The following is a 12,880-nucleotide window of genomic DNA, read 5'->3' on the forward strand; positions in this document are numbered from 1 at the left end:
TAGTTTCAAGCTGAATTCAAAAGCCCTGCCGATTCGGCGGGGTTTTTTATTTGTAGGATACTAGGTTTCTTGGCTCTGAGTCCTAGGTTACATGTAGCCTAGGGCCTATAGCCCAGACCCCTAGTCCCTAATTAGGTATGGATCTGCTAAAGTTGATCCAGCAAGATATTCACACCAATACGGAGTGAGAAATGAAATTCGTAGATGAAGCAACTGTAAAGGTAGAAGCAGGCGATGGCGGTAACGGCATTGTTAGTTTCTGGCGTGAAAAGTTTATAACTAAAGGTGGCCCCGATGGCGGCGACGGCGGTGACGGTGGTGATATCTACCTTGAAGCTGACGAAAACCTGAATACGCTGATCGATTACCGTTTCCAACGCTTTTATGCAGCAGATCGTGGCGCGAATGGCCGTGGCGGTAACTGTACTGGTAAGCGTGGTAATGACCTGACACTTAAGGTGCCTGTAGGTACGCGTGCTGTAGACATCCATACCAACGAGGTTGTGGGTGAAGTTGCAGAGCACGGCAAGAAGGTAATGATCGCAAAAGGTGGTTGGCACGGGCTAGGTAACACCCGTTTTAAATCATCAGTGAACCGAGCACCTCGTCAAAAGACCATGGGTACTAAAGGAGAGGTTCGTGAACTTCGCCTAGAGCTACTGCTGTTGGCTGACGTGGGTATGCTTGGCCTGCCAAATGCAGGTAAGTCGACCTTTATTCGTTCAGTTTCTGCAGCTAAACCAAAGGTAGCTGACTACCCGTTTACGACTCTTATCCCAAGCTTGGGTGTAGTGAGTGTGGTTCCAGAAAAGAGCTTTGTAGTTGCTGATATCCCTGGTTTGATCGAGGGTGCTGCAGATGGTGCTGGCCTTGGTATTCGCTTCTTGAAGCACCTAGAGCGTTGCCGTGTGTTACTGCATATGATCGATATTATGCCGGTTGATCAAAGCGATCCTGTACAAAATGCTCTGACCATCATTGATGAACTTGAGCAGTACAGTGAGAAGCTAGCCGATAAACCTCGTTGGTTGGTATTCAACAAGACTGATCTTATGCCTGAAGAAGAAGCGAATGAAACGATCCAAGAGATCTTGGACGCGCTTGGCTGGGAAGAGCAGTACTTCAAGATTTCAGCAATCAATAAACACGGCACTAAAGAGCTGTGTTACAAACTCGCTGACTTTATGGAAACACTTCCTCGTCAAGCGGAAGAAATTTCAGAAGAAGACAAAGTTGACTTTATGTGGGATGACTACCACAAAGATGCGATGTCAGGCAGCAACGTGGTTACTGAAGACGACGATGACTGGGATGACGACGAAGAAGATGACGGTCATGTTATCTACGTTCGTGACTAGTATCTTTTGTAGACAATAGTCTGAACAATAAACATAATAAAAAGAGCCTGGATACTATCCTGGCTCTTTTTTTGTCTGTGCGAAACAGAATTTATCTCAAGGATCTGAGATCATGCACCTAAACCAGAAAATCTCCAATCTCGATGCGTTTATCTTTACCCATTACCGCATCGTCCATGGGGTTCGCATTGCTGTAGCCTTTGTACTCACCTTAATTGCAGCGACGTATTTTGAGGTTCCGGAGCGAACTTGGATCCTAATTACGTTATTTGTGGTGATAGGACCAATCTCCTATCTTGGTAACGTTTTGCCAAGGGCTTGGCATCGTGTCTTGGGTACTTCTCTTGGGGCAATGTCAGGAATCATCGGCATTGCTATCAGCCAATACTCTATGGCGCTGATGTATCTTTGGTGTGCGGTAATTATCTTTCTGAGCGCCTACTTTGCACTTGGAAAGCGACCGTACGTGGGGATATTGATAGGTATTACCTTAGCAGTCACCCTAGGGGCAGCCAATGCCGATGTAGATGTGGCGATGTGGCGGGGCGTTGATGTGACATTAGGCTGCATTATTGCGGTACTGTTTTGCCTTATCTATCCACAACGTGCATTCATCCATTGGCGCTTGCGCATCGCAAACACTTTAAAAACCCTTTCTAAGGTTTACCATCTCTCCTATTCTCCCAACGTGATAGAAAAGCCTAATCTTGAGCCGTTTCAAAATACGCTTGTTAAAGAGATGACCACTATTACTACTCTTACCTCACCATCGATCAAAGAAACCAAACTCAAGCGTCAGTTACTCGATGCCATTCAGATTCAATTGCGCAATTTGCTGAGTACTATTGAGCTCCTTAACCATTCCTATTGGAGTGACAGAGAAAGTCATTTGAATATGCTGTGGTCGAAATCACTAAAACAATGTCAGCAACAAGTGGAGCAAGAGCTTGAAGATCTGGCTTATCTAGTCGAAAAGGGCGAGGTTCGAGGTGGTATTCGTATTGAAGAAACGGATGAAATTATTCGTGAATTAAAAGACATTATTGCTGAACTAGGGGGTGAAAAGTCCAATATCTATGGCTACGTTTGGCTTAACCTGAAGCTTATTGAGGATCTTGGAAATCTTAAGAAGTTACTGATCTTGGCCCTTAATCTCTCCCAAAAATCATAAGTTCGTTTTGGCCTTCAATTTTGGTTGTTCTTAATCAATTAAATTTGAATTATCAGTATTGTTTTATATGCAAACCCAATAGAATGTTGTTTTTATTTTAAGCAACTCTCAAAGAGATAGAATGGAATCTAAACAACGCGCTGTTTCTCGCCTTATCGCTCAAGCGGGACAGATGTTGCATGCTCATGGAGCTGAAAGCGCGCTTATCGGCGGCATAATGGAGCGTATTGGCCTTGCCTGTGGTATGGATGAGGTCGAGGTATCACTTTCTGCAAGTTCACTGGTTGTGACCACGGTGACCCATGAGCATTGCATGACCACCACTCGACGCTGCCCCGATAGGGGAATCAACATGCGCGCGGTGACAGAAGTACAACGTATCTGCATCATGCTAGAAAAAGGTATCCTAGACTACGATCTTGCCCAGCAGAAGCTGAATAAAATCACCCCGGAGCGTTACAATCGCTGGCTAGTGGTGTTTATGATTGGCTTGTCTTGTGCCTCGTTCAGTCACCTTGCCGGAGGTGATAACGCCGTATTTGCGATGACCTTTGTGGCTTCTGCTATCGGTATGATTGTCAGGCAAGAGATTGGGCATCGTCACTTTAACCCCCTACTCAACTTTGCGACCACAGCTTTCGTTACCACCTTCATTTCGGCGCAAGCGGTCGTGTTTGAGATTGGTAATAGTCCCAATGTCGTAATGGCATCGTCAGTTCTTATGCTGGTTCCCGGCTTCCCCCTAATTAATTCTGTTGCTGATGTCTTGAAGGGGTATATCAATATGGGCATTGCTCGATTTGTTATGGGCAGTCTACTTACACTGGCCACCTGTTTAGGTATTGTCGCAGTGAGCGGTGTATTAGGTCTATTTGGGGTGACACTATGAGTGATTTGTTTGTTTTATTCTTGGGGCTTATTGACGACATGTTCTTTGCCGCAATTCCTGCAGTCGGCTTTGCACTGGTTTTCAATGTGCCTAAGAGTGCGCTTTTCTATTGCGCGCTAGGCGGCGCTATTGGTCACGGCTCGCGCTACTTGATGATGCAGTTTTGCATGCCAATAGAATGGGCTACTTTGTTTGCTGCTACTATTGTTGGCTTTATCGGAGTCGCGTGGTCGCATCGATTTTTAGCTCACCCAAAGGTGTTTACCGTTGCTGCAATGATACCTATGGTTCCAGGGGTATATGCCTTCAATGCGATGATTGCCATGGTAGAAATTAACCAATCAGGCTACACCCACGAATTATTTGCTGGCCTAATAGAGAATTTCCTCACTGCAATGTTTATCATTGCAGGACTTGCAGTTGGGCTCGCTATGCCTGGCTTATTTATTTATCGTCGTCGCCCTATTGTTTAGAGGAATACCTCAATGATCATCAGCATGATTGCCGCTATGGCAAATAACCGTATTATCGGTAAAGACAACCAAATGCCGTGGCATCTGCCTGCCGATTTTATCTGGTTTAAGAAGTGCACCATGGGTAAGCCTGTGGTCATGGGAAGAAAGACGTATGAATCTATCGGTCGCCCTTTGCCTGGTAGGCACAATATTGTTATTAGCCGCGACGCCGAGCTAACGATTGAAGGCGTGACAACCGTTACCTCTATTGAATCAGCATTAGAGGTGGTCTCGGATGAGTCTGAGGTGATGATTATTGGCGGTGGATCTATCTATGAGCACTGCCTACCAATGGCAGACAAGCTGTACTTGACCTACATTGACCTAGAGGTAGACGGAGATACCCAATTCCCAGACTGGGGAGAAGGCTGGCAGCAAACCCATTCTGAGCAGTACCTCTCTGATGAGAAGAATGCCCATGATATGCAGTTTGTGATCTTACAGAAGGATGTTTAGAAAATATGGCTAAGGATCGCTTTGCTAATCTTGATCTTAATTTGTTGAGAACATTTTTGGTGCTCTCGCAAGAGCTCAATATGCGCAAAGCCTCCACTAGGCTCCATGTTACACAACCGGCAATTAGCCAAGCATTGCAAAAACTTCGTCGACACTTTGATGATGAACTGTTTGTTAAGGTGCGCTCAGGGCTAGAAGCCACTCCTTATGCTATCGAATTAGCAGCCACGATTGCCCCATTTCTGGATGGTATCGCCGACGCTGTTAATCAGTTGGAGGAGTTCAGCGCGGATGAGGTAGAACACGTATTACCTATATCGCTGATACCAGTCCTGGAATCGGCGTTAGCCGGACGGATGTATCATGCAATTCAATCGAGTGCACCCAAGGCCAAATTAGAACTTAAAAGCTGGAATGGACAAATTTATCAACAATTGATCGCGGGTCAGGTGTTGATTGCTGTTGGCTATGAGCAACATGGCTCGAAAGAAATTTATAGTGAACAGGTAGCTGAGCTCGAAGGGAAGATAATCGCTCGTCGAGGGCACCCTCTGTCGAACAAACGGTTGAAGGTTGAAGATCTAGAGGGCGCTACTGTTGCCAACTTCGTCACTCAAGGTTGGAACGACAATCATAGTCACCTGGTCGAGGTGTTCAAACGGCACGGTGTAAACCTGAATGTAGGTATTCGCTCTGAACTAATCATGCCTCTACTCGATATCCTTCATCATACCGATATGATCTTGGCGCACTCAAACTTGTTCCCTCTTCAGCAGTATTCCCAGTTAGTAGCTCTCGACATTGATATGGATATACCAGAGAGAAAGGTGATTGTGTATATTCATTATCATGTTAGATACCGCAATAGCCCTATGATTCAATGGCTTAAGTTGTTGATTGAACAACAAATTGAACAACAGATTAATGATAACCATAGCTTATATGCTAAATAAGAGCTGTTAATTTCTAATTATCACAACTCATCATTATACTCTCTCGCAATTCAGCGCAAGGTGCGTACTTTTGACTACGGATGGTTTACCTTTGAGTGAGAGAGATATCATGAAAAAGTTAATCGCTATAATTGCACCTCTATGTTTGGTTCCTACATTTGTATCTGCCGAAGAAGTTACAGAGCAGGCTCAAGCAAAGGGACATCGTATTGGTGTTGGCTTTTCAAAGACCACCGATGTGACGTTTGATGATGTAGATTTAGGAACAGGTATCAAGCTGGAATATGGCTACGAGTTCAACAATATCGTTGGAATCAATGTTTCGTATGCAGGTTTTAGTGATGATGCTTATAGTGGAGCGATTAAGGTCGATGGTTCTACGTTCAAAGTCGATACAGATTTAGGCTATACCTTTCACTTTGAGCAGTTCTCCATAAAGCCTTACGGTGCTATTGGCCTTGTGCGATTAGACGAAGAATGGACCCTATTTGGTAGCAAAGATAGCTATGATGAAACAACAGTGTTTGTCGGTATCGGTGCTAGAGCGACTATCTTGAACCACTATTACACGGATATGCGTTTTGAAGGGTTTGCTACCGATTATTCTGATTACGCGCAATTCTCAATGACATTTGGTTATCGCTTCTAGTTGTTGCAGAACCTAAATTATAGCGCTGCTTGAGTAAAGTAGCGCTTGTCCTCCCAGCGAAGCATAGTCATATGATTGCCCCATACGCAGCCGGTATCTAAGCCGATAACATTGTGTGAATCAGTGCCCATCAGTGCTGCCCAGTGTCCAAATATGGATTTTTTTGGTAGCGACACTCTCTGTTCTAGTTCAAACCATGGTATCAGTTCGTTTTTATCTACCTCTTCTGGTGGCAGTTTGCTGTCCATATCCAGGCGTCCATCATGGTAGCAGTAGCGCATACGCGTCATGGCATTGATGGTAAACCTTAGGCGGGGCATCCCCTCTAGTGCAGGATCCCAGATGTCGGGAGAGTTTCCGTACATCTTTTTAATCAGCTTTTTCCAGTTATCCCCAGATAGTACCTGTTCTACTTCTTGAGTGGCTTGACGTGCTTCATCGAGCGTCCAAAGCGGATAGATACCAGCATGACTCATCACAAACTCTGGGTGCTCCACGAGTAATGGCTGGTGACGAAGCCAGTTTATTAACTCAGAGCAATCATCCGCATCAAAGATAGGCAAGGTATTGTCTTTTGGCTTGGCCTTATGAACCCCTAATGAAATGGCAATAAGGTGCAGGTCGTGGTTACCCAAGACCACTTTTGCTGAATGACCCAGTGAGCGAATAAATCGCAGCGTCTCTAGTGATTTCGGGCCGCGTGCGACTAGGTCTCCGGCAACCCAAAGCGTGTCTTGTTGTGGGTCGAAGTTGACTTTTTCTAGCAGTATCAGGAGCTCATCCAAACAACCTTGGATGTCTCCAACAAGATAGTTGGACAAGAGAACCTCTAATTAATTGATGACATTTGGAACGGAAAGGTTGAAAGGAGCTATCTGAGCTTTAAAGGTATCACCGTCGTCAGATTGCATAATATAGTGCCCCTGCATAACACCTACTGGTGTTTCTAGAGCGGTACCGCTGGTATAGGTGTAATCGTCATGTGACGCAATGACAGGCTGCTCTCCAACGACACCATCACCTTCTACGGTGATTTGTTTACCATTGCCATCGGTAATTAACCAGCGACGAGAGAGAAGTTGTACGGAATGAGGGCTGAGATTTTTTATGGTGATCATGTATGCAAACACATAGCGGTCATTATCGGGCTCCGATTGTTCCGCTATGTATTTGGTGTGTACATGACATTTGATACAAGGTTGACTGACGTCCATGTGGCCTCCTTGTTAGAGCGTGTTCGCTCTAGTGGTTGTCGGCAAGCCAGTTAGCCATATCGACAAATTGTTCCAGAGTTAAGTTCTCTGGACGCATGCCTGGGTTGATCCCCAGTTGTTCCATCACTTCTGCGCTAACCAGTGATTTATAGCAGTTGCGAATAGTCTTACGGCGCTGGTTGAAGCCTTCACGGCATACTCTATCTAGCCATTTTAGGTCTTTCGCTGGATATGGCAGTGTCTCATATGGCATCAATCGAATAACCGCAGAGTCAACCTTTGGTGGCGGAACAAATGCGGTAGGCGGCACCTCTAAAACGGGCATCACCTTACAGAAGTATTGAGCCATAACGGTCAATCGGCCATAGGCTTTACTGCCAGGGCCTGCAGCCAAGCGATTAACCACTTCTTTTTGTAGCATAAAGTGCATATCTTCGATGTCTTTATGGAACTCAAAAAGGTGGAACATCAATGGAGTCGAGATGTTGTACGGCAGATTACCAAAAATGCGTAGTTTATTGTTTGGCTTTACCAATTGAGTAAAGTCGAAACGCATCGCATCACCTTCGTGAATGGTCAGTTTTTCACTCAAGTCAGGGTGGTTGCGTAGACGCTCTGCAAGGTCTCTATCTAGCTCAATCACTGTTAGCTTATCAACTAACTTACCAACAGGCTCGGTAATTGCACCAAGGCCTGGGCCAATCTCGACTAGGTTTTGACCTGGTCTTGGATTGATGGATGATACGATACCGTCAATGATGTAGGGATCGTTTAGAAAGTTTTGACCAAAACGTTTACGCGCTTTGTGTCCTAAGTGGACATCATTTCTCATTGTTTTTTCTCAACTAATTCTATCGCGTGGGAAAGTGCAGTTTGGAAACTTCCTGTATCCGCGTTACCTGTGCCGGCCAAATCCAAGGCTGTGCCATGGTCGACAGAGGTTCTAATAAAGGGTAGACCTAAAGTGATATTCACTGAACTACCAAAGCCTTTGTATTTTAGCACTGGAAGCACTTGGTCGTGGTACATACCCAAAACCACATCAGCATCTTGTAGATACTTGTGATTAAAAATGGTGTCAGCAGGCAACGGACCTACAATGTCCATGCCTTGCTCTCTAAGCTTATCTAGGGTTGGCGAAATCGTTTCAATTTCCTCTTGCCCTAGACAACCATCTTCCCCTGCATGAGGGTTTAAGCCGCAAACGTAGATTCGAGGCTTAGGAAGGCCAAATTTAGTGACCATATCCTTATGCAGTATCTGCATGATTTGCTCAATTCTTTCTTTAGTTACCGCTTTTGACACGTAGGCTAACGGTATATGCGTGGTAACGAGTGCAACTCTTAACCCTTCTGTTGCCAACATCATTACGACCATAGGCGTATCGGATTGCTCAGCAAAGAACTCGGTATGCCCACTAAAGGCCACTCCCGCTCGGTTAATTACCCCCTTATGTACAGGGCCGGTCACTATAGCGGCAAATTCATCATTCATACAGCCTTGAGCTGCTCTTTCTAGTGTTTTTAACACATAGTGGCCGTTAGCCTCATTCAGTTGACCAATTACGGCTTCTTTGGCCATCGGAATATGCTCAACGGTCAGAGTTCCTTTACGTTGAGGTGACGGGGCTTGTTTTGCATCGTAGTCGAGCAAGTCAACGTCTATACCTAGGTGCTGAGCACGCTGCTGCAACATGCTTTTGTCGGCGCACACCACTAATTGGTGTGGGTAATCACTGTCTACTAGAGATAAGACTAAATCAGGGCCAATGCCGGCAGGCTCACCTGCGGTAATAATAACGCGATTACAGCTCATTGCTGACCTCTTCGCCATCTTGGTTTTGTACCATTTCGATAAAGGCACTCGCTCTAAGCTCTTGCATCCAAGCAGAAGCTTCTTCGTTAAATTTACGATTGAACAAGATTCTATAGGCTTTATTGTTCATAGCACTGTCAGTGCGGTCCACTTCACGGCGATCAATCACCTCTACAATGTGCCAACCATGCACCGTCTGGAATGGCTCACTAATTTGACCTACAGGTAATGTTTCTACTTGGTGTTTAAATTCAGGCACGTATAGGTCTGGAGTTTGGTAGCCAAGCTCACCATCACGAGCGGCAGAGCCAGGGTCTGCACTGTATTGCTGTGCTAGTTCACCAAAGGTTGCTTCGCCCGCTCTGATTTGGCGAATAAAGCCATAAAGTTCTTTCTGTGCCCCCTCATCACTCAAGATTACAGAGGTCTTAATTAGGATATGACGAGCATTAACTTCTGTTACAGCTACAGTTTCAAGGCCTTGTACATCTTCAATTTTCAGAATGTGAAAGCCAATACCGCTGCGGAACGGACCTATGATGGCATCTTTGCCTTGGGTCGTGATTTGGTCGGCAAAAATTGTTGGCATTTCTTCTTTGCGCATCCACCCCCAGTCACCACCTTCTAGGGCTTTAGGTCCTTTGGAGTAGGCGATCGCAAGGTCTGAAAATTTTTCTCCCTTGCTCAAGCGCTCAATTAACTCGTTGGCCTGTTCCTCAACCTCAGTCTTTGATTGATCATCATTGAATCTAAGCTGGATATGACCCACGCGATAGTTAACGCTCTTATTGGTTTCTTGCGCCAACATACCTGCCATTGACTCGACTTCGGCAGGAAGGATGTTAATTCGACGACGAACTAAGGCATTACGTGCCTCTGAGATAGCTACCTCTTTACGAATTTGCTCACGGAACTCAGTGTAGGTTAAGCCTTGCGCTTGAACGCTCGCAATCAACTGTGCTTGGGATTGCTTATTGCCTTCAGCAATGCTTTGCACTGCGTCATCAAGACGATTGTCGTCAATTCTTACGCCAATTCGCTCAGCTTCTTGCGACTGTAGTTCATCCATGATCAACTTGTCGATCACTTGCTCATTAAGCACGTCCGCTTCAGGAAGTGTCTGCTGGTTTTCTTGAGCATTGAACTTAAGTGTCTTCATCGCACTATCAATGTCGCTCTGCAAAATTACGCCATCGTTAACGATTACAACTACTCTGTCCATTTCTACTGGGGCAGCTAGGCTAATAGCGGGCAGTAGCATTAGAAGCATAGTCGTAACGAGTCGTTTAAACTTATTCATTATTTTTCCAATACATCTTCTTTGTGGTCATCGGCATGTTGCCAATGAGAGTTTTAATTATTCAGGTAGAAAGGACGACCGTAACCTAGAGCGTTACCTCCGTCACCAACATCCGTACCAAAGTTAGTGCCAAATCCGATAATGCCGATATTAAAGCTAATATTCTCTTCATATTCAGGACCAGGGTTAGGTGTACCGACACCTCCTGGCCAAGAACGAAGTTGGTCAGTGTAGGTAATACCTACATACCAACAATCGGAGGTGTAGGTGACTCGTGCTAGGGCCTCTAGCATAATGTCTTCGGTAGTATCATAGAAATATTGAGCATTAAAGTTCCAATTTCTACTGAGTTTGTAGCCACCTAATAAACCGATCTGCGAAATACCGTCGGTGGTGATTGAATCTAGGTTGATAGAATTACCTACAGTTTTATCTAGATAACTTCTAGTGACATAGCGATAATTGGTTTGGATATAGCCTGGGCCTTGACGATACTCAATAGTACTGTTGGCTAACTGTACCTCTGCGTCACTGATGTCATATTGAATGCCACCATGATAGAAGAGATAGTCATTGAAGTTAAAGTCGCTCTCAATAGCCCAGGCTGAATAATTCGAGTCAGCAGGGTCGGTTTCGCTCGTGTCATCCGTGTTCAGGTAGTAGATCTGACCAAACGCCAGATTCATACGCTCTCTGTAGTTAGAGTCGTAAAAGCGGGTTGTTGCGCCATAACTGATCTGATTAGCTGCCGCTATTTTGTCAACGCCACTGTATTTACGAGTCCTAAACAAGCCGTAATAGTCCGTTTGCATAAGGGTCGTATCATAATCATAGATGTTGCTTTGATCTTCATATGGTACGTACAAGTATTGAACTTTCGGCTCTAGCGTCTGTGTATAACCATCAAAAAAGCTTGTTCCGCGCTCTAAATAGAGAGTACCTGTACTGCGAAACTCAGGAATGATCCGCGCGACATTTGAGTCTAGGTTTCGGGTATCCTCTAAAGAGAGATCTAAACCATCAAGGTTTTGGTGGTAGTAGGTACCCAGTACTCTGCCTTCAGTTTCCCAGCTGCCCCAAGTAGTATGCAGTGGTATGGTTAGCCCTGGTTCTATATGCAGTCTTGTCGCTTGGCTTGGCTTAGCATTGCGTTCGTCATCGGTATCAAAGTGGGTCGCGTGACTGACCATGTCAAAATCGAGATACGGCAAAAGATCAGGGTAAAAATACTTAGCGCTCAACTGTGGGACCATGCGGTAGGGCAGGTCTGTAGTATCAGATAGTAACTGGAAGTCACGAAGCAACAAGCTCGTATCCCAGTGGTCACTCCGATAAGAGACCTTGCCTTGTTGTAGTAGTTGCCCGTCTTCACGCTCACCAATGCTAGACGAGACATCTCTGAAGAAGTAAATATCACTCACTTTGGCGTAATCAACTTCTAGCTTCCAGTTACGGTCAAACACACCGTAGTGGGTATAGCCTACCCCCCAACGATCGCCTTCTTCTGGGTATTTTTGGTCATCAGCAAGAAATTGACCTTCGATCTGGCCACGTCCCCAACCACTTAAATACCGAAACTTACCATCAGTCTGCAGACCACGTTCAGACATGTATTTGAATGTGGTTTCTAAATCGTAGTTTGGTGCAAGGTTCCAATACACTGGTACTTCAAGTTCAAAGCCATCACTCGTTCCGTAAGCAACGGTAGGGTAAAGGAAACCGGTTTTACGTGTGTCACCAATAGGTACCGTCAGCCATGGCAGATAGAAAACAGGCACATTCTGAATCTCGAATCGAGGATTATAGAGCGTGGCTTCTTCAGCTTCTTGGTCAATCTGGATAGATGAGGAAACTAAGCGCCATGAATTATCATCTTCAGGACAAGAGGTGATAGAGCCATCTTCTAACTCGTAATAAAGTTTGCCTTCAACGCGAATCACCTTGGCGTCGCCACGTCCGTTTTGACACAGCAAGTTATAGTTTGCCATTTCTAGAGTGGTGACATCAGTGTCTAAATTGGAGGTTGCTGTTTCTGATACAGTCTTAATCTGACCGTCAGACATTTCCACGTTGCCTCTTGCAACTATGGTGTTTTCAGCTTGATAAAGGGTTACGGTATCCGCATTAACTCGTTTTGTTCCCTGGGTAACCTTTACATTACCTCGGTAAGTGGCTTCTTTACCGTTGATACCATCGAGAGAATCTGCCTCTACGTGAGTGGGTAGTTCCTCGTCTTCTTCGGATTTTTCCGGAATAAGACATTGCGAGGTGAGGTCAAAGGTCTGGTCTTCGGCTGCAGAAACGATTGCCGTCAGCTCAGCTGCTGGCTCTGCATTTTGTTGTGCCGTTGAACTATCCGTGAGTTCTGTTTGGGAGTCGCTAAGATCAACTTGTGAAAGTGAGCCTTGATCTTCTTGTGAGTTCTCCTGCACACTAGTTTCTGCCTGCGCATTTGTAACACACAATGCTGTGGTTATTGAAAGAGCGAGCCAGGTGCGGGGAAATTTTGACATCGAATTAGAAACTTCCTTGATGATGAATAAGTCCGTAGACTGTAATT

General features: G+C 45.2%; 13 protein-coding genes. 7 read left to right on the forward strand and 6 right to left on the reverse strand.

The window, feature by feature from the left end; all coding sequences use genetic code 11:
- Positions 1-191 precede the first annotated feature (191 nt).
- The 7 genes from cgtA (at position 192) to D5I41_RS09605 (ending at position 5,991) form a co-directional block, all read left to right on the forward strand.
- The gene (gene cgtA, locus D5I41_RS09575) at positions 192-1,358 is read left to right on the forward strand and encodes an Obg family GTPase CgtA (protein WP_017029045.1); all 1,167 of its coding nucleotides are present in this window, start codon (positions 192-194) and stop codon (positions 1,356-1,358) included.
- 112 nt (positions 1,359-1,470) lie between these two features.
- Positions 1,471-2,529 (forward strand): FUSC family protein, encoded by a 1,059-nt coding sequence (locus D5I41_RS09580; RefSeq protein ID WP_119009598.1) that lies wholly within the window; start codon positions 1,471-1,473, stop codon positions 2,527-2,529.
- 121 nt (positions 2,530-2,650) lie between these two features.
- Positions 2,651-3,418: a threonine/serine exporter family protein gene (locus tag D5I41_RS09585; RefSeq protein ID WP_119009599.1), complete on the forward strand. Its 768-nt coding sequence runs from the start codon at positions 2,651-2,653 to the stop codon at positions 3,416-3,418.
- Positions 3,415-3,891: a threonine/serine exporter family protein gene (locus D5I41_RS09590; RefSeq protein WP_119009600.1), complete on the forward strand. Its 477-nt coding sequence runs from the start codon at positions 3,415-3,417 to the stop codon at positions 3,889-3,891. Before D5I41_RS09585 ends, D5I41_RS09590 begins: the two co-directional genes overlap by 4 nt.
- 12 nt (positions 3,892-3,903) lie before the next feature.
- The gene (folA, locus tag D5I41_RS09595) at positions 3,904-4,389 is read left to right on the forward strand and encodes a type 3 dihydrofolate reductase (protein ID WP_119009601.1); all 486 of its coding nucleotides are present in this window, start codon (positions 3,904-3,906) and stop codon (positions 4,387-4,389) included.
- 5 nt (positions 4,390-4,394) lie between these two features.
- Entirely contained in the window at positions 4,395-5,342 is a 948-nt protein-coding gene (locus tag D5I41_RS09600) for a LysR family transcriptional regulator (protein WP_119009602.1), read from the forward strand.
- A gap of 109 nt (positions 5,343-5,451) precedes the next feature.
- A complete protein-coding gene (locus D5I41_RS09605) occupies positions 5,452-5,991 on the forward strand; it encodes a porin family protein (protein ID WP_119009603.1) in 540 nt (179 codons plus the stop codon).
- A 17-nt stretch (positions 5,992-6,008) separates the two neighbouring features.
- On the opposite strand, the gene apaH is transcribed toward D5I41_RS09605, so the two are convergent.
- Genes apaH through lptD form a run of 6 tightly spaced genes read right to left on the reverse strand, consistent with a single transcriptional unit; the run spans position 6,009 to position 12,833 of the window.
- Positions 6,009-6,812 carry a bis(5'-nucleosyl)-tetraphosphatase (symmetrical) ApaH gene (gene apaH / locus D5I41_RS09610; RefSeq protein WP_119009604.1) on the reverse strand — a complete coding sequence of 268 codons (804 nt, stop codon included), beginning with the start codon at positions 6,810-6,812 and terminating at the stop codon, positions 6,009-6,011.
- A 12-nt stretch (positions 6,813-6,824) separates the two neighbouring features.
- Positions 6,825-7,205, reverse strand: a complete 381-nt coding sequence (apaG, locus tag D5I41_RS09615) for a Co2+/Mg2+ efflux facilitator ApaG/CorD (RefSeq protein WP_119009605.1) — start codon at positions 7,203-7,205, stop codon at positions 6,825-6,827.
- Between the two features lie 28 nt (positions 7,206-7,233).
- Positions 7,234-8,037 carry a 16S rRNA (adenine(1518)-N(6)/adenine(1519)-N(6))-dimethyltransferase RsmA gene (gene rsmA, locus D5I41_RS09620; protein WP_017029038.1) on the reverse strand — a complete coding sequence of 268 codons (804 nt, stop codon included), beginning with the start codon at positions 8,035-8,037 and terminating at the stop codon, positions 7,234-7,236.
- Positions 8,034-9,020 (reverse strand): 4-hydroxythreonine-4-phosphate dehydrogenase PdxA, encoded by a 987-nt coding sequence (gene pdxA / locus D5I41_RS09625; protein WP_119009606.1) that lies wholly within the window; start codon positions 9,018-9,020, stop codon positions 8,034-8,036. Before pdxA ends, rsmA begins: the two co-directional genes overlap by 4 nt.
- Positions 9,010-10,320 (reverse strand): peptidylprolyl isomerase SurA, encoded by a 1,311-nt coding sequence (gene surA, locus D5I41_RS09630; protein ID WP_119009607.1) that lies wholly within the window; start codon positions 10,318-10,320, stop codon positions 9,010-9,012. The genes pdxA and surA overlap by 11 nt, the downstream gene beginning before the upstream one ends.
- A gap of 53 nt (positions 10,321-10,373) precedes the next feature.
- On the reverse strand, positions 10,374-12,833 hold the full coding sequence (gene lptD, locus D5I41_RS09635; RefSeq protein WP_119009608.1) for an LPS assembly protein LptD: 2,460 nt from the start codon (positions 12,831-12,833) through the stop codon (positions 10,374-10,376).
- Between the last annotated feature and the right edge of the window lie 47 nt (positions 12,834-12,880).

This window comes from Vibrio superstes (genome assembly GCF_003569005.1).
GTDB classification, from domain to species: Bacteria; Pseudomonadota; Gammaproteobacteria; order Enterobacterales; family Vibrionaceae; genus Vibrio; species Vibrio superstes.